Raw genomic sequence first — 19213 nt, 5'->3', positions numbered from 1 at the left:
TGACCTGGGGTTTTGAGCCGCCTGTCGGAATCGAACCGACGACTTTTCGATTACAAATCGAACGCTCTGGCCAACTGAGCTAAGGCGGCAACGCGCACGCCGAGAAGGCCACGCGCGCGAGCCTCACTTTACACAGCACCCCACGTTCTACTCCACGAAGTTCCATCGTCCCCGTAACCACCCGAGCATCCGTGCGTTAAGAACACTGACGTGCTGATCCGGATATCGGACAGTCGAAGGGTGGGGAGGGCTCATGGCGGACGCCGAGGACCAGCGGACGCGCGTTTCGAGCGACGAGGCCAAGCGCATCAAGCGCGAGGCAATGGGCATCGGCGACCGCAGAAAGCATCAGGGTCGTGCGGCCACGGCCATCAAGAGCAGGGTCAAGGAGCCGGGTACGCAGCAGCGCGTGTACCGCTACCGCTTCTACCCCACCCCCTCCCAGGCCGAGCAGCTGGAGAAGACCTTCGGGGCCTGCCGCTGGGTCTACAACGAGGGCCTGGCGCTCCGGGCGGGCGCATGGGAGCGGCACCGCGTGTCGGTCGGCTTCGCCGAGTCGTGCCGCGCATTGACGGGCTGGCGGCAGGCGCCGGAGACCTCGTGGTTGCGTGAGGTCTCCTCGACGGTGCTTCAGCAGGCACTGCGGCATCTGGACGGGGCGTTCACCCGGTTCTTCAAGCAGTCGGCAAAGTATCCGCAACGAAAGAAGAAGCACCGGTCGCGGGATTCGGCGACGTACGTACGCACCGGCTTCCGGTGGTCGGAGGACCCGGAGCGGCCCGGCACGGGCCTGGTGACACTGGCGAAGCAGACAACGCCACTGGATGTGCGCTGGTCCCGGCCCTTGCCGGCTGGTGCGGCGCCGGTGAGGTTGTCCGTGACGCGTGACCGCGCCGGCCGGTACTTCCTCGCGGTGCTGGTGGAGGAGTACATCGCTCATCTGCCCACAGCGCTCCTGCCGGGCAGTCGCGAGCCGAAGGCTGTCGGCATCGACCTCGGCCTGGCCGCCCTCGTGACTCTGGACGACGGAACGAAGGTGGACCATCCACGGCTGCTGAAGAAGTACGACAAGGAGCTGGCGCGGCTGCAGCGGGGTCTGCACCGCAAGAAGAAGGGGTCGAACAACCGGGGCAAGGCCCGGGAGCGGATCGCTCGGCTGTACGCGCTGATCAGTGACGTACGCAGGGACATGCTGGACCAGTTGACCACCCGCCTCGTGCGCGAGAACCAAGTGCTCGTGGTGGAGGACCTGGCCGTCATGAATCTGCTGCGTCCGGCAGCCGGGAAGGGCCGCCGCCGCAAGGCCCGGCTGAACCGGTCGATCATCGATGCCGCCTGGGGTGAGCTCGTACGACAGTTGCGGTACAAGTGCGCGTGGTACGGGCGGACGCTGGTGATCGTGGACCGTTTCTTCCCGTCGACGCGGCGGTGCTCCGACTGTCACGCGCAGGGGCCGTCCCTCGACGTGTCCGTACGGGAGTGGTCCTGCACGGAGTGCGGTGCGGTCCACGACCGGGATGTGAACGCGGCACGGAACCTCCGGGACGAGGGGATGCGCCTGTACTGGCTCATGGCCACCGCGCTCCCGCCGGGGCGGATGCCGCCGTCGGTGATCAAGGCGTCGGAGCTGGCCGACGTACAGCTGGCTGCGTAAGAAGTACTGCGGTGCGGACCGACGGGCCGTCGGCCGTCATGCCTGCGGAGCCCATGTAAGACCGGTCGGAAGCACCCCCCAGGGGTGCGTCCGGGCGGCGGGGGCGTCGAAGCAGGAAGTGCCACCAAGGCGCAAAGCCAAAAATCCGGTGCTCTGCCTTGGTGGTGCGGGTCAAAAGTGCGGTGCTCTGCCACCTTGCTCGTACGCGGCCAAAAGGCAATCGCTCTGCTGCGAGATTTTCCTCCCCCAAGAACTGCTGACAGATCCGAAACCGCCAGGTAGCGTCCTTGCAGGTTCACTCCGATGGACCAGACCACTCCCTTACGACGGATCGTCCGGCACGTACCTGCCGGTGAAGGAGAAGCATCAGCATGGCCAGTGTCACGTTCGACAAGGCGTCCCGCGTCTACCCCGGCTCCACGAAGCCCGCGGTCGACCAGCTCGAGATCGACATCGCGGACGGTGAGTTCCTCGTCCTCGTCGGTCCCTCCGGTTGCGGCAAGTCCACCTCGCTCCGCATGCTCGCGGGTCTTGAGGACGTCAACGGCGGCGCCATCCGCATCGGTGACCGCGACGTCACGCACCTGCCGCCGAAGGACCGGGACATCGCCATGGTGTTCCAGAACTACGCGCTGTACCCGCACATGACCGTCGCGGACAACATGGGCTTCGCGCTCAAGATCGCCGGCGTCAACAAGACCGACATCCGGGCGAAGGTCGAAGAGGCCGCCAAGATGCTGGACCTCACCGACTACCTGGACCGCAAGCCGAAGGCGCTCTCCGGTGGTCAGCGCCAGCGTGTCGCGATGGGCCGCGCGATCGTGCGTGAGCCGCAGGTCTTCCTCATGGACGAGCCGCTGTCGAACCTCGACGCCAAGCTCCGTGTCTCCACCCGTACGCAGATCGCCTCGCTCCAGCGCCGCCTGGGCATCACGACCGTGTACGTCACCCACGACCAGGTCGAGGCCCTGACCATGGGCGACCGCGTCGCGGTCCTCAAGGACGGTCTCCTCCAGCAGGTCGACTCGCCGCGCAACATGTACGACCGCCCGGCGAACCTCTTCGTGGCCGGCTTCATCGGCTCCCCGGCGATGAACCTCGTCGAGGTCCCGATCACCGACGGCGGCGTGAAGTTCGGCAACAGCGTCGTCCCGGTCTCCCGCGAGGCGCTGACCGCCGCCGCGAACCGCGGCGACACCACCGTCACGGTCGGCATCCGCCCCGAGCACTTCGACATCGTCGAGCACGGCGGCGCCGCCGCGAAGACCCTCACCAAGGACTCCGCGGAGGCCCCGGCCGGCCTGGCCGTCTCGGTCAACGTGGTCGAGGAGCTCGGCGCCGACGGCTTCGTCTACGGCGCCGCCGAGGTCGGTGGCGAGCACAAGGACCTGGTCGTCCGCGTCGGCGGCCGCGCCGTCCCGGAGAAGGGCACCAAGCTGCACGTCGTGCCCCGCCCGGACGAGCTGCACGTCTTCGCCACGTCGACCGGTGAGCGCCTCACCGACTGACGTCGCACACGCTGTACGGTGGCCCCGCACGATCTTCGTGCGGGGCCACCGCGCGTCACGGGCCGGGTCCGAAGCGGCGGGGCGTTTGAAGCGGCGGAGGCGGATTCCCCGCCGGAACGGTCATTTCACCCCCGTTCGTCAACACGCGATTCGAAAAGCACACTCGAACCATCCCCCGCGAGGGTGACGTAATGTCGCCATGTCATCACCGGCCGCTACGCTCGCTGCGTGACCCACACCGTGCGCCGTATCGGCCGAACCCTCGCTTTCGTACTGCCCGTCGTCATGGTCCTGTCCGGGACCCTCGCGGTCACCGCCGTGCCGTGGGCAGCCAGCAACTCCGACTCGCAGCTCCTCGCCGCGTCGGCCCGCACCGTCCCCGACGCCAAGGGTGCCGAGGCCGCCGTCAAGCCGCGTGCCCCGCAGGACGTCCTGCGCGACCGGCTCCTGCAGGAGCTCCGCGCCAAGGACCCGGGGGTCGCCCTGACGGACCTCCAGCGCGCCGTCGAGGGACGCCCGTCGCTCGCCAAGCACTGCATGTCCCTCGCGAAGACCCTGGGCAAGGCGGCCGTCGAGAAGTACGGCCCGACGCGCGCGCACCGCTTCTCGCGCCCCGTCTGCGACACCTCGTTCGCCTCGGGCGTCGCCCAGTTCAGCTGACCGACACGCCCCTCTCCGCTGCCGGGCACGGCCTATCGTGCCTGGCATGCATACGTTTCCGACGCAGGCCGTGATCCTGGCGGGTGGCCAGGGGTCACGGCTGCGCCCGTATACCGATGACCGCCCCAAGCCGATGGTCGAGATCCCGGGTACCGGGACGCCGATCATCGGCCATCAGCTTTCCTGGCTGGCCGCCGAGGGCGTGACCGACGCCGTGGTGTCGTGCGGGCATCTGGCCGAGGTGCTCCAGGAGTGGCTGGCCGACGCGGTGCTGCCGCTGCGCGTGACGACGGTGGTGGAGTCCGAGCCGCTGGGACGCGGCGGCGGCCTGAAGTACGCGGCGGCGCGGCTGCCCGAGCCGGACGAGCCGTGGTATGCGACCAACGGGGACATCTGGACCCGGTTCTCGCTGCGCGAGATGGCGGCGTTCCACGCGGAGCGCGACGCGACGGCGACGCTGGCGCTGGCACGGCCCCGGATCCCGTGGGGCGCGGTGGAGACGGACGCGTTCGGGCACATCACCGACTTCATCGAGGCGCCGCCGTCGCCGTATCTGATCAATGCGGGGGTGTACGTGTTCTCCCCCGCGTTCACGGGGATGCTGCCGGACCTGGGCGACCACGAGCGGACGACCTTCCCCCGGCTGGCCCGCGAACGCCGGCTGGCCGGATATCCGCTGCCGCACGGGGCGTACTGGCGGGCGATCGACACCGCGAAGGACCTGACGGAGGCCGCCAAGGAGCTGGACGGGCGGTAGCGCGTACGGAAACGGGGCGGGCCCGGAGGAGTTCCTCCGGGCCCGCCCCGTGTGCCGCTCAGGGGCGCCCGCGGTCAGCCTCAGCCGAGGAGGCCGCCGATCGGGTTGCGGCCCCCGCTGCCGCCGTCGCCGCCGCCCGAGCCGGTGCCGGGGTCGGGGGCGGTGCCGCCGGTGGTGGAGCCGCCGCCGGTGCCGGTGCTTCCGGAGGAGCTGGGGCCGGAGCTGGTGGCGGGGGGCTGCTGGGGGGTGGTCTGCCGCGGGGTCTGCTGGCCGGTGCCCTGGGTCTGGCTGGGCTGGCCGGTGCTCGCGCCCGCCGTCTGGCCCGTCTCGCGGACGCTGTCCGACGAGGGTGTGGAGGCGTCGGCGGACGGGGTGAGGGGTGCGGTGCTGTGCGAGGGCGTGGGCTGGTGGCCCGTGGGGCTCTTGGACGCCTTGCCCTTGCGGGACTTGTCGGGGAGGGGCGAGCCGGGGAGCTGGTTGGTGGGGACGCCGTGGGGGCCGGGGACGGTGACGACCTCCGTGGAGCGGACGGCGCCGCCGAGGACGGACCCGATGAGCAGCGTGAGGCCGACGACGACGCTGGCGACGACGGCGCCCCGGCGCAGGACGCGGCGGCGCAGGTCCCAGATCTCGGAGCGGGGACCGAGCTTGCGCCAGGCTTCTCCGGCGAGCCGTCCGTCGATGGAGTAGACGGGTGCGCCCGCGATGATCAGCGGGCTCCAGGCGGCGAGGTAGATGATGTCCGGCGCGTCGTAGGCGGCGACGGTGCGCCAGCTGACGGTGACCAGGAGGGCGGCGGACAGCAGGGCGCCGACGGTGGCGGCGACGCGCTGCCAGAGTCCGAGGACGGTGAGGACGCCGACGACGACCTGGAGGAAGGCGATCGAGAGCCCGGCACCGACGGGGTGCGAGAGGGCGAACTCGCGCAGCGGCTCGGCCAGTGCCCACGGGTGGAGCGAGTTGAGCCACTTGACCATCGAGCCGCGCTCGCCGCCGTCGAAGTACACGGGGTCGCAGAGCTTGCCCATGCCGGCGTAGATGGAGATGAAGCCGAGGAAGACCCGCATCGGCAGGAGGACGACGCCGAGGTTCATGCGGCGGCCCGGGTAGTACGCGTGACGGACGTCGTCGGCGCCGCCCTGGCGCCGGCCGCGGGCCTCCTCGTCGGTGAGGTCGACGGCGGCCTCGTCGTCGTACGGGCCCCGCTCGTCGTAGCCGTCCGGGTCGTACGGGCCGGGGTCGACCGGGTCGTAGGCGCCGACCGCCCGGCGCATGGGGGGCAGCAGGGGGCCGCCGGAGCGGGGGGCGCCGATGACGGGGTTGGGCTGGGTCTCTTCGAGGGGGGACTCGGCGAGGCGCGGGATGACCTGGGTGCCGGCGCCGCGTCCGTGGTCGTACTCGTAGGAGGCGTACGGGTCATAGGGGTCGTACGCGCCCTCGGGGCGGCCGGCGGTGGAGTTGCGTACGGCCTGGAGGAGTCCGGTGGCGCCGGGGTCGCCGGGGGCGGACTTGCCGCTCCAGACGACGGGGGCGCGTCGGCCGCGTCCCGCTCCGGGGGCGCTCATGGCGGGGATCCTGGGCGCGCCGGCGGGTGTCACACCGCGCAGCCGTGCGCGCTGGCCGGGGGCGAGCTGCACCCGGAAGCTGGCGTGGTTGACGATGACCTGCGCAGGGTCGCAGTCCACCTTGGTCATGCTCAGGGCGGGTAGTTCGTCGAACCGAGGCGTTCTGGTGTCCACACTCATCTAACCGAGTGATGTGTGCTTAGGACACTGCCTTGACCGTGCCGAAGGTGTCCGAGACCCGTCAACAGGTGGTGGGGGGTTGCGCGGGGGCGCGTGCACGTGCGCGCGCGCCCCCGGGTGGCCCTCGGGCCGGGTCGGGCCGGCCGGTCAGGCGCGGCGGCGCGCGACCTCGTACATGACGATGCCGGCGGCGACACCGGCGTTGAGGGATTCGGCGCCGCCCGGCATGTTGATGCGGACGCGGTAGTCGCAGGTCTCGCCGACGAGGCGGCCGAGGCCCTTGCCCTCGCTGCCGATGACGATGACGACGGGCCCGCCGAGCGCTTCGAGGTCCTCGACGGTGTGCTCACCGTCGGCGGCGAGGCCGACGACCGCGATGCCCTCCTTCTTGAACGCTTCGAGGGAGCGGGTCAGGTTGGTGACCTTGGAGACGGGGGTGCGGGCGGCGGTGCCGGCCGAGGACTTCCAGGCCCCGGCGGTCATGCCGGCGGCGCGGCGCTCGGGGACGACGACGCCGTGGCCGCCGAAGGCGGAGACGGAGCGGACGATCGCGCCGAGGTTGCGCGGGTCGGTGACGCCGTCGAGGGCGACGATGAGCGGGTCCTCGCCGTTGTCGTACGCGGCTTCGAGGAGGTCCTGCGGGTCGGCGTACTCGTAGGGCGGGACCTGGAGGACGAGGCCCTGGTGGTTGAGGCCGCCCGTCATGCGGTCGAGCTCGGGGCGCGGGGCCTCCATGAGGTTGATGTTGCCGCGCTCACCGGCGAGCTGGAGGGCCTCGCGGACGCGCTCGTCGTTGTCGATGTACTGCTGGACGTAGAGCGTGGTGGCGGGGACGCCGTCGCGCAGGGCCTCGTACACCGGGTTGCGGCCGACGACCATCTCCGAGGTGCCCTTGACGCCGCCGCGCCGGGGGGCGGGGCGGCGGTTGGCGGCCTGCTTGGCCTTGGCGGTCGCGATGCGGTTCTTCTTGTGCTTCTTGCGCTGCTCGGCGGGCGGGGTGGGGCCCTTGCCTTCGAGGCCCCGGCGTCGCTGGCCACCGCTGCCGACCGTGGCGCCCTTCTTGTTGGACGTGCGGCGGTTCCTGCGCTGGCTGTTCCCGGCCATGACCTACCTGTTTCGTTGCTTCGGTCGTGCGTACGTATAAGTGAAGTGTGCCGCCCGGCGGACCGGGCGGCATGTGGTGGCTACTGGCGCGGGCCGAGTGTCCACCGGGGGCCGGACGGGCTGTCCTCGATGACGAGTCCGGACTGGTTGAGCTGGTCGCGGATCGCGTCGGCGGCGGCCCAGTCCTTGCGGGCACGCGCGGACTGCCGCTGGTCGAGGACGAAGCGGACGAGCGTGTCCACGACGCCGTGGAGGTCGTCGCCGCGGTCGCTCTCACCGGCCCAGTGGTCGTCGAGCGGATCGAGGCCGAGGACGCCGAGCATGGCGCGGACCTCGGCGAGGCGGGCGACGGCGGCTTCCTTGTCGTCGGCGGCGAGGGCGGAGTTGCCCTGGCGGACCGTGGTGTGGACGATCGCGAGGGCCTGGGGGACGCCGAGGTCGTCGTCCATGGCTTCGGCGAAGGCGGGCGGCACCTCGGCGGCGGGGGCGACGGTCTCGCCGGCCTTCTCGGTGACGCGCTGGATGAAGCCCTCGATGCGGGCGAACGCCGACTCGGCCTCGCGCAGGGCCTCCTCGCTGTACTCGATCATGGACCGGTAGTGCGGGGTGCCCAGGTAGTAGCGCAGGACGATGGGGCGCCAGGTCTTGACCATCTCGCTGACGAGAACGGAGTTGCCGAGGGACTTCGACATCTTCTCGCCGGACATGGTGACCCAGCCGTTGTGCACCCAGTAGCGCGCGAAATCGTCGCCGAACGCCTTGGCCTGGGCGATCTCGTTCTCGTGGTGCGGGAAGATCAGGTCGATGCCGCCGCCGTGGATGTCGAAGGCGGTGCCGAGGTACTTGTGCGCCATGGCGGAGCACTCCAGGTGCCAGCCGGGACGGCCGCGGCCCCAGGGCGTCTCCCAGCTGGGCTCGCCGGGCTTCGACGCCTTCCACATGGCGAAGTCGCGCTGGTCGCGCTTGCCGGTCTCGCCCTCGCCGGAGGGCTGGCGCAGGTCGTCCAGCTCCTGGTTGGACAGCCCCAGGTAGCCGGGGAACGAGCGCACGTCGAAGTAGACGTTGCCGTCGGCGGCGTACGCGTGGCCGCGCTCGATGAGGCCGCGCATCATCTCGATCATCTCCGGGACGTGCCCGGTCGCGCGCGGTTCGTAGGTGGGCGGCAGGCAGCCGAGCGCGTCGTAGCCCGCGTTGAACGCCCGCTCGTTCTCGTAACCGATGGACCACCAGGGGCGGCCCTGCTCGGCGGACTTCGCGATGATCTTGTCGTCGATGTCCGTGACGTTCCGGACGAACGTCACGTCGTAGCCGCGGTGGGCGAACCAGCGGCGCATGATGTCGAAGTTCAGTCCGGACCTGATGTGCCCGATGTGCGGGGCGGCCTGGACGGTAGCGCCACAGAGGTAGATCGAGACACAGCCCGCTGCGAGCGGGACGAAGTCACGGATCTGCCGGGCGCTGGTGTCGTACAGGCGAATAGTCACCCCTCAAGGGTAGTGGGCCCGCACCAGTGCCCCGCGCCCCTGTGGATATTTGCGGGCGCAGTTGTTACGGGGGCTGCCCGGGACCGTTCGGAACGGTCCCGGGCGCCCCCGCGCGCGGGTCAGCCGGTGCGGTAGACGAGGGCGGTCGCGAGGCCGGCGATGCCCTCGCCGCGGCCGGTGAAACCCAACCCGTCGGACGTCGCGGCGGACAGCGAGACGGGGGCGCCGACCGCGTCGGACAGCACCTGCTGCGCCTCCTCGCGCCGCTTGCCGATCTTCGGGCGCACGCCGACGACCTGGACGGCCACGTTGCCGATCTCGAACCCGGCCGCGCGGACGATGCGGGCGGCCTCGGTGAGCAGGGTGACCCCGGCGGCGCCGGACCACTCGGGGCGCCCGGTGCCGAAGTGCTGCCCGAGGTCGCCGAGGCCGGCGGCGGAGAAGAGCGCGTTGCACGCCGCGTGGGCGACGACGTCCGCGTCGGAGTGGCCGGCCAGGCCCGGGCCCTCGCCGTCCCAGCGCAGCCCGGCGCACCACAGCTCGCGGCCCTCTTCGAAGGCGTGGATGTCGGTGCCGATGCCGACGAGCGGGATCACCGGCGCGGGGGCCCGGTCGGGCCGGGGGGCCTCAGAAGCCATCGTTGGCCCTCCTGCGTGCGAGAACCGCCTCGGCCAGGACCAGGTCCAGGGGGCGGGTGACCTTGAACGCCTCTTCGTGCCCGGGGACGACGACGACGGGGGCGCCGAGCTGTTCGACCATGCCCGCGTCGTCGGTCGCGCCCTCGCCGCTGACGGCGACCTGCTCGTGGGCGCGGAGCAGGGTGGCCCGGTCGAAGCCCTGCGGCGTCTGTACGGCCCTGAGCCGGGCGCGGGCCGGGGTGGAGAGCACCGGCTCGGGCGCGCCGGGGGCCCCGGGCTCGACCTCCTTGACGGTGTCGGCGAGCGGCAGAGCGGGAACGACGGCGGGGGCGCCGTCGCGTACGGCCTCGACGACGGCGTCGACGGTGTCCACGGGGACGAGGGGCCGGGCCGCGTCGTGCACCAGGACGGCGGAGATGGTGTCGGGGAGCGCGTCGAGGCCGCGCTTCACGGACTCCTGGCGGGTTTCGGCGCCGGGCACGACGAGGAAGTCGGTGCGTTCCGGCAGGGCGTACTCGTCCAGGAGGTTGCGGACCTCGGTGACGCCCTCGGGCGGCGCGACGACGACGACCAGGGACACGTGCCGGGAGGCCGCCATGGCGCGTACGGCATGCACGAGCATGGGGGTACCGCCGAGCGCGCGGAGCGCCTTGGGGGCGCCCGGGCCGAGCCGTACGCCGCGGCCGGCCGCGGGGATCACGGCGGCCGTGCGGTAAGGACGCGGTTGTTCAGACATCGGTTGCACTCCGAGGCTTCGGCATGTTTGTGTCCACGGCCGGCGTGGGTATGGCCACAAGCGAGCCGGGCGCTGCGCCATGACTCGACCGGGACCCTTTCCGTGACCCCGGGCGGGCCGGGACACGCCGCGGCCGTCCGGGGTCGGTCTCGCACGCCGGGTTCGGCAAGATCGCGAGCAACGTACCAAGGACGTGTACCGGGGGATCGTCGGCACGTGGCCGGAATTCGCCGTTGGATTTCGCGGTCCGGACATGCCGCAGCGCCCGACGACACAGCGTGAATACGGCTGGTCAGCGGGCACCGCGGCACATTATCTACAGCCGGTGCGATCCGGTCGTCATGACCGGCGCCATCCGGTTCAGGATGCGAGAACCTCGTCGAGGAGAGCCTCGGCCTTGTCCTCGTTGGTGTTCTCCGCGAGAGCGAGCTCGCTCACCAGAATCTGGCGGGCCTTGGCGAGCATGCGCTTCTCACCTGCGGAGAGTCCGCGCTCACGCTCGCGGCGCCACAGGTCGCGCACGACTTCGGCGACCTTGATGACATCGCCGGACGCGAGCTTCTCGAGATTTGCCTTGTAGCGCCGGGACCAGTTCGTCGGCTCCTCGGCATACGGTGCGCGCAGCACCTCGAAGACGCGGTCCAGCCCTTCCTGCCCGACTACGTCGCGCACGCCCACGAACTCCGCATTGTCCGCCGGTACACGCACCGTCAAGTCGCCCTGAGCGACCTTGAGCACCAAGTAGGTCTTGTCCACGCCTTTGATCTGGCGAGTTTCGATAGCCTCGATCAGCGCGGCCCCGTGATGGGGATAGACCACGGTGTCGCCAACCTTGAACGTCATGTGACAGGTACCCCTTCCGTGGCTATCAAGCGTAACACGAGAATCGCTACTCCTGAATGGCGTTTTCGCAGGTCAGGGCATATCTCGGGGCTTGACAAGAGAGACGGGAACGTGCTGCGCGGGGCCTGCGGAAGACGGTATTCGCAGGTCGGAGCGGCTGTCCGGCGACCGGGAAACGCGGACCCTACACACACTCCACCCCGCTCCGAAGGGGCCGAACGTCCCGTTTTGTCGGGTTCAGCTTGCGGAACTTTCCGTAGCGCGTTCGAGGATGGATCACTCGTTCGGGCGTAAGTGCCGATGGCCAATGAAATTGATCAACGTACGACGCCGACGGGGATTATGCGCAATGAATGCGCCACCGTCCGTGAACGGCCACGAAGCCCGGGACGAACGGATGGCCGGAATTTGATCAAGCGCGTTATGTGAAGAGACAGCGAATGTCCGTACGTGTCCGAGCCCCGCGATCACCGGCCCGTCAGGGGCGGGTCGGGTGCGGGGCGGCGAGGAGGGCTCGGTAACCTGACCGCTGACAGACCCTTAGGGCGGCTTTACCCCAGGCGCCCGACCCGTCCGCACCGTCCGCACGTTCAAGGAGTTGCCGCCGCCGTGAGCCGCAGCCTTCGACACGGCGCCCTCGCCGCCACTGCCATCGCGTTCTCGATCACCGCGCTCACCGCATGCGGCGCGGGCAACAACGCGCAGACGCTCGAAGTCCGGCCGGACAACGCCTCCACCCGGTCCGGCGCCATCAAGATCCAGAACGCCAACGTCATCACCCAGCCCGAGCGCGACGCCAAGGGCCCGGCGGTCGTCACCGCCACCCTGTTCAACAACGGCTCCACGCCGGAGACCCTGGACTCCATCACCCTGACGGGCAGCAGCGGCTCCGTGCAGCTGCACCCCGCCAAGGGCTCGGGTCCGGTCGTCGTGCCGGCCGGCGGCCGGGTGATCCTCGGCGGCCAGGGCAACGCGTCCGCCGTGATCGAGAACGGCCACGAGGCCACGGAGAACGGCAACGTGCAGCCGCTGGTCTTCAAGTTCAGCCGCACCGGCGACATCTCGCTGGGCGCCTCCGTCGTCCCGGCGGCGCACTACTTCAAGGGCTTCGGCCCCAGCGCCCTGCCCGAGCCGTCGACGACGCCGGACGCCTCGCCGTCCGGCTCGCCGTCCGGGTCCGCGTCCCCGGACGCGTCCGGGAGCCCGTCCGGCGAGGCCGGGGCCTCGTCCGCGGCCTCCGCGTCCGGCCAGCCCGGCTGAGCCGCAGCCCGCACCGCACATGGCCGAGGCGCCTTCCCCACCCGGGGGAGGCGCCTCGGCCATGTGCGCGGAGCGCGGGGCCGGCCTACGGCTCGAACTTGTACCCGAGGCCCCGCACCGTCACCAGGAACCGGGGCGCGCCCGGGTCCGGCTCGATCTTGGCGCGCAGCCGCTTCACGTGGACGTCGAGGGTCTTGGTGTCGCCCACGTAGTCCGCGCCCCAGACCCGGTCGATGAGCTGCATCCGGGTCAGCACCCGGCCCGCGTTGCGCAGGAGCATCTCCAGCAGGTCGAACTCCTTCAGCGGCAGGTCGACCTTGCCGCCGGAGACCGTGACGACGTGCCGGTCGACGTCCATGCGGACCGGTCCGGCCTCCAGGGCGGCGGGGGCGACCTCCTCGGGCTCGCCGCGCCGGCGCAGCACGGCCCGGATGCGGGCAACGAGCTCGCGGGAGGAGAAGGGCTTGGTGACGTAGTCGTCGGCCCCTATCTCCAGGCCGACGACCTTGTCGATCTCGCTGTCCTTGGCGGTCACCATGATCACGGGCACGTTGGAGCGGCTGCGCAGCTGGCGGCAGACCTCGGTGCCGGGGAGTCCGGGCAGCATCAGGTCGAGCAGCACGAGGTCGGCGCCGTTGCGCTCGAACTCGTCCAGGCCGTCGGGTCCGGTGGCCGCGATGGCGACCTCGAAGCCTTCCTTGCGGAGCATGTAGGACAGGACGTCGCTGAAGGATTCCTCATCCTCGACGACAAGCACTCGGGTCACGGAAGGGCCTCCGGGGAAGGGAATGAATCAAAGGAGTCGGGGGCGGCGTCCAGGTGGGACGCCTCGTCGCCGTTGACGATGAGCGGGCCGCCGGACACACGGTCCCGGCCGCGTGCGGAGCCCGCTTCGGGCAGCCGCAGGGTGAAGGTGGAGCCCTGTCCCTCCGAGCTCCACACGGTGACCTCCCCGCCGTGCGAGGCGGCCACGTGTTTGACGATGGCGAGGCCGAGGCCCGTACCACCGGTGGCGCGTGAGCGGGCCGGGTCGACGCGGTAGAAGCGTTCGAAGACCCGTTCCCGGTCCTTCTCGGAGATGCCGATGCCCTGGTCGGTCACGGCGATCTCGATCTCGTCCCCGCCGGGCACGGCCACGCGGCGGGCGGCGATGCCGACGCGGGTGCGGGCGGGGCTGTAGTTGACGGCGTTCTCGACCAGGTTGCCCAGCGCTGCGGCGAGCTGGCCGCGGTTCCCCCATATCCGCAGGTCGGCGGTGCCGCCGGCGGCCATGGTGATCTGCTTGGAGCCGGCCTGCTGGCGGCAGCGGTCGATGGCCTCGGCGACCAGCTCGTCCACGCGGACCGGCTCGGCGTCCTCCAGCGGGTCGTCGTTCTGCACCCGGGAGAGGTCGATGAGCTCCTGGACCAGGTTGGTGAGCCGGGTCGCCTCGATCTGCATGCGGCGGGCGAAGTGCTCGACGGCCTCCTGGTCGTCGGAGGCGTCCAGCACGGCCTCCGAGAGCAGGGACAGGGCTCCGGTCGGGGTCTTGAGCTCATGGCTGACGTTGGCGACGAAGTCGCGCCGGACCGCCTCGATGCGGCGGGCCTCGGTGAGGTCCTCCACGAGCAGCAGCACCAGCCGGGAGCCGAGCGGGGCGACCCGCGCGGAGACCGCCAGGGCCTCGCCCCGGCCCGTGCCGCGGCGCGGGAGGTCCAGTTCGACCTGCCGTATCTCGCCGTCGCGGCGGGTGTCCCGCGCCATGTTGAGCATCGCCTCGACGGCCAGGCGGCCGCCTCGGACCAGCCCCAGCGCGTACGCGGCGGAGCTGGCCTTGACGACGCTGTCGCTCTCGTCCAGCACCACGGCGGAGGAGCTGAGCACGGACAGGACCGTGTCGACACCGGGGGGCAGCGGGGCACCGCTGTCGGGCCGCAGGGAGGTGCGCGTCGGCTTCTTCTGGTCGCGCTCGCTCCAGCGGAACGCCAGCATGGCGATCACGCCGGTACCGACACCGGCGATCGCGGCAGCTGCGGCGACCGCCGCGTTCACGTCCATGTCCCCAGGTTATGCGGCACCTCGGACACTCTCCCAGCCGTCCGATGCCCTCCACGGCCACTCGTCGCCCAGAGTTCACCGAGGGGCAAGGGGCGGTTCACTTGGCCGGTCGGAATCCGACGCGTACGGCCGTCACGGTGGTGTCGTGGGGTTCGGAGCCGGTCGTCGGCGGGCCCCGGCCTCGGTCAAGGACTGGAGAGGGACACCCATGCGTGACGCGTACCACGAGGAACTCGACTCGATCGGCGAGGGCCTGGTCGAGATGGCCCGGCTCGTCGGCTCGGCGATAGGCCGGGCGACGACGGCGATGCTCGACGCCGATCTGAAGCTGGCCGAGTCGGTGATCGCCGCCGACCAGAAGGTGGACGACCTCCAGCACGATCTGGAGGCGCGGGCCATCGCGCTCCTGGCCCGGCAGCAGCCGGTGGCGACCGATCTGCGGATCGTGGTGACGTCGCTGCGGATGAGCGCGGACCTGGAGCGCTCGGGCGACCTCGCCCAGCACGTCGCCAAGCTGGCCCGGCTGCGCTTCCCGCAGTCCGCGGTCCCGCACGACCTGCACGCCACCATCCTGGAGATGGGCCAGCTCGCGCAGCGCCTGATGGCCAAGGCCGCGGAGGTGATCATCACCAAGGACGTCGACCTCGCGCTCCAGCTGGAGCAGGACGACGACGAGATGGACCTGCTGCACCGCGCGCTGTTCCAGCACCTGATGGACGACCGCTGGAAGCACGGCATCGAGACGGCCGTCGACGTGACGCTGCTCGGCCGCTACTACGAACGGTTCGCCGACCACGCGGTGTCGGTGGCGAAGCGCGTGGTCTACCTGGTGACGGGCGAGCACGCGGACGAGATCCAGCAGCCCGCGCCGGTCGAGGGGGCTTAGCGGGGCTCCGGTGCGGGAAGGGCGGGGCGCGAGCGGCCTGGCGCACGCCCGCGCGCACGGCTCGTACATACGTTCCTGCGCATGTGCGCCGTTGATGCGCCCGCCCGGGTGGGCATGCAATGGGACGGGGCGGCACGACGTGTCCGTACGCCCCGGTCGCGTTCCCCGTAGCGGGCGTGCGGCCCTGTCGTACGCCTTGAGGAGGAACCATGGCCGATTCCCCCATGACCGAACCGGAGCGGGAGGCCCCCGCCGAGGTGGTGCCGCTGACCGTCCTGGGCGCCTGCGGCTGCGGCTCGGGCTGCGGGTGCGGCTGCCAGTCCGGGGCGCCCTGCCAGTGCGGAGGCTGCTCCGGCTGACACCGCCGGGCCGTACGGGTTACGAGGGCGACGCCTCCGCCTTCGTGACCCGTGCCCCGGTCCGCGGCGACGGTGCGGCGGTCTCGGCCACCGCGGTCTCCCCCGTCGGCAGACCGCGCATGAGCAGCCAGTAGCCTGCGGCGGCCACCGTGCCCAGGAGGGCGGTCGTCGCCCACAGCCAGCCGGCGCCGAAGTGGTCGATGACCACACCGGACATCAGCGGGGCGATGAGCGCGGCGGCCGACCAGGACAGGGTGTACATGCCCTGGTAGCGGCCCCTGCCGTGGGCCGGGGCCAGCTGGACGACCAGGCCGTTCTGCACGGGGGCGTTGATGATCTCGGCGACCGTCCACACGCTGATGGTCAGTGCGTACACCCCGACGGAACCGGCGAAGGCGGTCAGCCCGAACCCGTACCCCGCGAGCAGTGAGGAGGCGACGAGCAGCCGGCGCGGGTCGCGGCTCTGGATGAACCGGGTGACGGGGATCTGGAGCACGACGATGAGGACGCCGTTGACGGCGATCGCCGTGCCGAAGTCGGAGCTGCTGAGCCCGTCGGCGCCCATAGCCACGGGCAGGCCCACGTAACCCTGCTGGAAGATCAGGGCGATCACGAACGACAGGCCGACGACACCCATGAACCGTCCGTCGCGCAGCACGGTGGAGAGCCGTACGCCGTCGTCGGCCGGCACACCGCCGGGCACCGCCGGCGCCGAGCGCTCCGGACGCGATTCCGGGACCTTCAGGAAGACGACGACCGCGCAGACGAGGGTCATCGCGGCCTCGCCGACGAAGCCCGCGAGATAGCTGTACTCGGCGACGAACCCGGCGCCGGCGGAGGAGACCGCGAAACCGAGGTTGATGGCCCAGTAATTGAGCGAGAAGGCCCTCACCCGGTCCTTCGCGGGGACGATGTCGGCGATCATCGCCTGGACCGCCGGGCGGGAGGCGTTGCTCGCCATGCCGACGAGGAAGGCGACACCGGCGATGGCCGCGGGATGCGTCATGAAGCCGAGCACGGCGACCGCGGCGGCGGTGGAGAGCTGCGCGGCGAGCATGGTGGGCCGCCGCCCGATGCGGTCGGTCAGCACCCCGGCCGCGAGCGAGGAGACGACACCGCCGAGCCCGTGGAGTGCGGCGACCAGACCGGCGTACGAGGCGGAGTAGCCGCGGTCCAGGGTCAGGTACAGGGCCATGAAGGTGGCGACGAACGCGCCCAGGCGGTTGACCAGGGTGCTGGTCCACAGCCACCAGAACTCCCTGGGGAGCCCGGAGACGGTTTCCCGGGTGGCACGGGTGGCCCGTCCGAGACCGGTGGCAGACATACGGGTTCCCCCCCAGGGACATACGACGGATGGGGCCGGGGGAGGTAAGTGGCCCACCGACGGTCCGAACATTACGAATCCTCGGGGCCCGCCTGCCACTCAATTGACGGGCGCCGTCAAACGTCGGCAGGCCCCTTCCGGCCCTGTCCGCTCTGTGACCGGTCGCGCGCGGCTCGGACGGGTTCGATTACGCTCGGACTCATGGCCGACGCACCGTACAAGCTGATCCTCCTCCGCCACGGCGAGAGCGAGTGGAACGCGAAGAACCTGTTCACCGGATGGGTGGACGTCAACCTCACCGAGAAGGGCGAGAAGGAGGCGGTCCGCGGCGGTGAGCTGCTGAAGGACGCCGGCCTGCTCCCCGACGTGCTGCACACCTCGCTCCAGAAGCGCGCCATCCGCACCGCCCAGCTCGCGCTGGAGGCCGCGGACCGCCACTGGATCCCCGTACACCGCTCGTGGCGCCTGAACGAGCGCCACTACGGCGCGCTCCAGGGCAAGGACAAGGCCCAGACGCTCGCCGAGTTCGGCGAGGAGCAGTTCATGCTCTGGCGCCGCTCGTACGACACCCCGCCGCCCGCCCTCGAGGACGGCACCGAGTTCTCCCAGAGCGACGACGCGCGCTACGCGACGATCCCGCCGGAGCTGCGCCCGCGCACGGAGTGCCTGAAGGACGTCGTCACGCGCATGCTGCCGTACTGGTACGACGGCATCGTCCCGGACCTCCTGACCGGCCGCACGGTCCTGGTCGCCGCCCACGGCAACAGCCTCCGCGCCCTGGTCAAGCACCTCGACGGCATCTCCGACGCCGACATCGCGGGCCTGAACATCCCCACGGGCATCCCGCTCACCTACGAACTCGACGCGGAGTTCCGCCCCCTGAACCCGGGCGGCACGTACCTCGACGCGGACGCGGCGAAGGCGGCCATCGAGGCAGTGAAGAACCAGGGCAAGAAGTAGTAAGCCCGACGCTTCAGGCCTCCTACCAGCACTTTCTTCGCTGGTAGGAGGCCTGAAGTCATGCCTGGGCCGTGGTGGGGCCGCCCGACTAGATGTCTCGCCTCCTCCAGACACGGACGCACACTCGGAACGTAACGAAGAACGCCCCGATGGCGACGGCATACACGGGTGCCCCCACCCAGAGGCCGAGTACACCAACCACGCCCCCGGTTACCGCGAACGCGGGTTCGCGCGGGGTGATGTCGATGGTTACGCCGAAGCGTGGCACCATAGTGTTCTCCATGAGTTCCTCCTAGTTGACTCAACGACAAGGCACTAATGGAGATCGAAGGCCACCCATTGCGCTGGGTGGCCTTCTCGCTTCCCCGCTAGTGATCGGGACGATATTGCACAGCGACCTCGCCGCGCAAATCCCCCACCGCCTTTCGGAGCCGATGCTTCCGCATGACTGTTGGGCCGGCCCCCATTCTTAAGCTGTCGGGACTTCCAATGAACCGAATGCTCGGCGGGCGGCGCTCCCGTAAAGCCACCCCTGGGCCTCCTTCTGCACTGTGCGGGTTTCCGCCACCGCGGTTATTACCCGGCCGGGCGGGAGGCCGGGAGGGAGGGAGGGAGGGAGGGAGGGAGGGAGGGAGGGAGGGAGGCCAGGTGGTCACCCTGCTGTCTTTTTTCGTGTCGGATTTTCTGGTTCGGCGACACTTTCACAGTTGGTGTTTCCACTCTGCAGCCCGTTCTTTCGTGTCGGATTTTCTGGTTCGGCGACACTTTCACAGTTGGTGTTTCCACTCTGCAGCCCGTTTTTTCGTGTCAGGCTAGTACTCCAGCTGTAGATCGTGATCTTCATGTCTGTTCGGCGACTTGTCGGTGGTAGTGGCTGGTTCTGGATCGGGCCTGGTGGCGGCGCCGCCAGAGGGACCAGCGCAGCCGGTGGACCGCATCGGGCGCGGGTCTAACGAGCGCCGTGAACAGCCGCTGGATCTCATTGCAGGTGAGTGGGATCAACCCGTCCGGAGCGGGATGGCGGGCATGTTCTGCGGCACGGATGACCGCCAGGAAGGCGTGCGCGAGCATGACCAGGGTGACCCAGCGTGACCAGGAGGTGAAGCGGCGCACCTGGTGCTCGTCCAGTCCCGCAAGCCCCTTTCCCGACTGGAACGTCTCCTCCACTCGCCACCTCGACCCGGCGACGCGGACCAGCGTGGCAAGGGGTGCCGGAGCAGGCGAGGAGCAACGGTAGTAGGCCCGTTCGCCGGTAGTG

The 19213-nt window shown here is 70.5% G+C and carries 17 protein-coding genes, 1 tRNA gene and 1 pseudogene; 8 read left to right on the top strand and 11 right to left on the bottom strand.

Translation table 11 applies throughout. The features are described from left to right. Window positions 1-15 precede the first annotated feature (15 nt). Window positions 16-89 (bottom strand) — tRNA-Thr (locus tag ACLQ2N_RS22580). A gap of 164 nt (window positions 90-253) precedes the next feature. Between ACLQ2N_RS22580 and ACLQ2N_RS22575 the strand changes: the two genes are divergently transcribed. The 4 genes from ACLQ2N_RS22575 to ACLQ2N_RS22560 all read left to right on the top strand — a co-directional run bounded on the left by ACLQ2N_RS22575 (window position 254) and on the right by ACLQ2N_RS22560 (window position 4579). Then, the gene (locus ACLQ2N_RS22575; RefSeq protein WP_425815809.1) at window positions 254-1654 is read left to right on the top strand and encodes an RNA-guided endonuclease InsQ/TnpB family protein; all 1401 of its coding nucleotides are present in this window, start codon (window positions 254-256) and stop codon (window positions 1652-1654) included. Window positions 1655-2025: 371 nt separating this feature from the next. Further along, window positions 2026-3162, top strand: coding sequence for an ABC transporter ATP-binding protein (locus tag ACLQ2N_RS22570; RefSeq protein WP_425815807.1), 1137 nt, complete (start codon window positions 2026-2028; stop codon window positions 3160-3162). 228 nt (window positions 3163-3390) lie between these two features. Further along, a complete protein-coding gene (locus ACLQ2N_RS22565; protein ID WP_425815805.1) occupies window positions 3391-3822 on the top strand; it encodes a hypothetical protein in 432 nt (143 codons plus the stop codon). A gap of 46 nt (window positions 3823-3868) precedes the next feature. Next, complete coding sequence (locus ACLQ2N_RS22560) at window positions 3869-4579, top strand: nucleotidyltransferase family protein (protein WP_425815803.1); 711 nt, start codon at window positions 3869-3871, stop codon at window positions 4577-4579. Window positions 4580-4659: 80 nt separating this feature from the next. Here the strand turns inward: ACLQ2N_RS22560 and ACLQ2N_RS22555 are convergent, their stop codons facing one another. From ACLQ2N_RS22555 to ACLQ2N_RS22530, 6 genes are all read right to left on the bottom strand, one after another. After that, window positions 4660-6273 carry a DoxX family membrane protein gene (locus ACLQ2N_RS22555; protein WP_425815801.1) on the bottom strand — a complete coding sequence of 538 codons (1614 nt, stop codon included), beginning with the start codon at window positions 6271-6273 and terminating at the stop codon, window positions 4660-4662. 198 nt (window positions 6274-6471) lie between these two features. After that, complete coding sequence (rlmB, locus tag ACLQ2N_RS22550; RefSeq protein ID WP_425815799.1) at window positions 6472-7428, bottom strand: 23S rRNA (guanosine(2251)-2'-O)-methyltransferase RlmB; 957 nt, start codon at window positions 7426-7428, stop codon at window positions 6472-6474. 80 nt (window positions 7429-7508) lie between these two features. Beyond that, window positions 7509-8912: a cysteine--tRNA ligase gene (cysS, locus tag ACLQ2N_RS22545; protein WP_425815797.1), complete on the bottom strand. Its 1404-nt coding sequence runs from the start codon at window positions 8910-8912 to the stop codon at window positions 7509-7511. A 119-nt stretch (window positions 8913-9031) separates the two neighbouring features. Next, entirely contained in the window at window positions 9032-9550 is a 519-nt protein-coding gene (ispF, locus tag ACLQ2N_RS22540; protein WP_425815795.1) for a 2-C-methyl-D-erythritol 2,4-cyclodiphosphate synthase, read from the bottom strand. Then, window positions 9540-10286, bottom strand: a complete 747-nt coding sequence (gene ispD / locus ACLQ2N_RS22535) for a 2-C-methyl-D-erythritol 4-phosphate cytidylyltransferase (RefSeq protein WP_425815793.1) — start codon at window positions 10284-10286, stop codon at window positions 9540-9542. The genes ispF and ispD overlap by 11 nt, the downstream gene beginning before the upstream one ends. 360 nt (window positions 10287-10646) lie before the next feature. Next, a complete protein-coding gene (locus tag ACLQ2N_RS22530; protein ID WP_006380568.1) occupies window positions 10647-11129 on the bottom strand; it encodes a CarD family transcriptional regulator in 483 nt (160 codons plus the stop codon). A gap of 609 nt (window positions 11130-11738) precedes the next feature. On the opposite strand from ACLQ2N_RS22530, the gene ACLQ2N_RS22525 reads away from it, so the two are divergent. Further along, window positions 11739-12389 carry a DUF461 domain-containing protein gene (locus tag ACLQ2N_RS22525; protein ID WP_425815789.1) on the top strand — a complete coding sequence of 217 codons (651 nt, stop codon included), beginning with the start codon at window positions 11739-11741 and terminating at the stop codon, window positions 12387-12389. Between the two features lie 85 nt (window positions 12390-12474). On the opposite strand, the gene ACLQ2N_RS22520 is transcribed toward ACLQ2N_RS22525, so the two are convergent. Together ACLQ2N_RS22520 and ACLQ2N_RS22515 are read right to left on the bottom strand one after the other, a co-directional pair. Then, window positions 12475-13155: a response regulator transcription factor gene (locus ACLQ2N_RS22520; protein WP_018519642.1), complete on the bottom strand. Its 681-nt coding sequence runs from the start codon at window positions 13153-13155 to the stop codon at window positions 12475-12477. Further along, window positions 13152-14426, bottom strand: a complete 1275-nt coding sequence (locus tag ACLQ2N_RS22515) for a sensor histidine kinase (protein WP_425815786.1) — start codon at window positions 14424-14426, stop codon at window positions 13152-13154. Before ACLQ2N_RS22515 ends, ACLQ2N_RS22520 begins: the two co-directional genes overlap by 4 nt. A 208-nt stretch (window positions 14427-14634) precedes the next feature. Between ACLQ2N_RS22515 and phoU the strand changes: the two genes are divergently transcribed. Further along, window positions 14635-15312: a phosphate signaling complex protein PhoU gene (phoU, locus tag ACLQ2N_RS22510; RefSeq protein ID WP_425815784.1), complete on the top strand. Its 678-nt coding sequence runs from the start codon at window positions 14635-14637 to the stop codon at window positions 15310-15312. A gap of 209 nt (window positions 15313-15521) precedes the next feature. After that, window positions 15522-15671, top strand: coding sequence for a hypothetical protein (locus ACLQ2N_RS22505; RefSeq protein ID WP_185992863.1), 150 nt, complete (start codon window positions 15522-15524; stop codon window positions 15669-15671). Between the two features lie 19 nt (window positions 15672-15690). Here the strand turns inward: ACLQ2N_RS22505 and ACLQ2N_RS22500 are convergent, their stop codons facing one another. Further along, complete coding sequence (locus ACLQ2N_RS22500) at window positions 15691-16995, bottom strand: MDR family MFS transporter (RefSeq protein WP_425815782.1); 1305 nt, start codon at window positions 16993-16995, stop codon at window positions 15691-15693. Between the two features lie 201 nt (window positions 16996-17196). On the opposite strand from ACLQ2N_RS22500, the gene ACLQ2N_RS22495 reads away from it, so the two are divergent. Beyond that, a complete protein-coding gene (locus ACLQ2N_RS22495) occupies window positions 17197-17955 on the top strand; it encodes a phosphoglyceromutase (protein WP_265542705.1) in 759 nt (252 codons plus the stop codon). 840 nt (window positions 17956-18795) lie between these two features. Here the strand turns inward: ACLQ2N_RS22495 and ACLQ2N_RS22490 are convergent. Further along, window positions 18796-19213: pseudogene (locus ACLQ2N_RS22490) on the bottom strand (IS701 family transposase); the annotation flags it as partial.

The organism is Streptomyces sp. DT224, assembly GCF_049844595.1.
In the GTDB taxonomy this organism is placed as follows: domain Bacteria; phylum Actinomycetota; class Actinomycetes; order Streptomycetales; family Streptomycetaceae; genus Streptomyces.
The sequence above is the reverse complement of the archived record's forward strand: the minus strand, read 5'-3'. Positions and strand labels throughout refer to the sequence as shown.

Bases quoted from the DNA above. Each gene is read 5' to 3' on its own strand.
- ACLQ2N_RS22575 (WP_425815809.1), top strand. From the start codon at position 254: ATGGCGGACGCCGAGGACCAGCGGACGCGCGTTTCGAGCGACGAGGCC.
- ACLQ2N_RS22570 (WP_425815807.1), top strand. From the start codon at position 2,026: ATGGCCAGTGTCACGTTCGACAAGGCGTCCCGCGTCTACCCCGGCTCC.
- ACLQ2N_RS22560 (WP_425815803.1), top strand. From the start codon at position 3,869: ATGCATACGTTTCCGACGCAGGCCGTGATCCTGGCGGGTGGCCAGGGG.
- ACLQ2N_RS22555 (WP_425815801.1), bottom strand. From the start codon at position 6,273: ATGACCAAGGTGGACTGCGACCCTGCGCAGGTCATCGTCAACCACGCC.
- rlmB (WP_425815799.1), bottom strand. From the start codon at position 7,428: ATGGCCGGGAACAGCCAGCGCAGGAACCGCCGCACGTCCAACAAGAAG.
- ispF (WP_425815795.1), bottom strand. From the start codon at position 9,550: ATGGCTTCTGAGGCCCCCCGGCCCGACCGGGCCCCCGCGCCGGTGATC.
- ispD (WP_425815793.1), bottom strand. From the start codon at position 10,286: ATGTCTGAACAACCGCGTCCTTACCGCACGGCCGCCGTGATCCCCGCG.
- ACLQ2N_RS22530 (WP_006380568.1), bottom strand. From the start codon at position 11,129: ATGACGTTCAAGGTTGGCGACACCGTGGTCTATCCCCATCACGGGGCC.
- ACLQ2N_RS22515 (WP_425815786.1), bottom strand. From the start codon at position 14,426: ATGGACGTGAACGCGGCGGTCGCCGCAGCTGCCGCGATCGCCGGTGTC.
- phoU (WP_425815784.1), top strand. From the start codon at position 14,635: ATGCGTGACGCGTACCACGAGGAACTCGACTCGATCGGCGAGGGCCTG.
- ACLQ2N_RS22505 (WP_185992863.1), top strand. From the start codon at position 15,522: ATGGCCGATTCCCCCATGACCGAACCGGAGCGGGAGGCCCCCGCCGAG.
- ACLQ2N_RS22500 (WP_425815782.1), bottom strand. From the start codon at position 16,995: ATGTCTGCCACCGGTCTCGGACGGGCCACCCGTGCCACCCGGGAAACC.
- ACLQ2N_RS22495 (WP_265542705.1), top strand. From the start codon at position 17,197: ATGGCCGACGCACCGTACAAGCTGATCCTCCTCCGCCACGGCGAGAGC.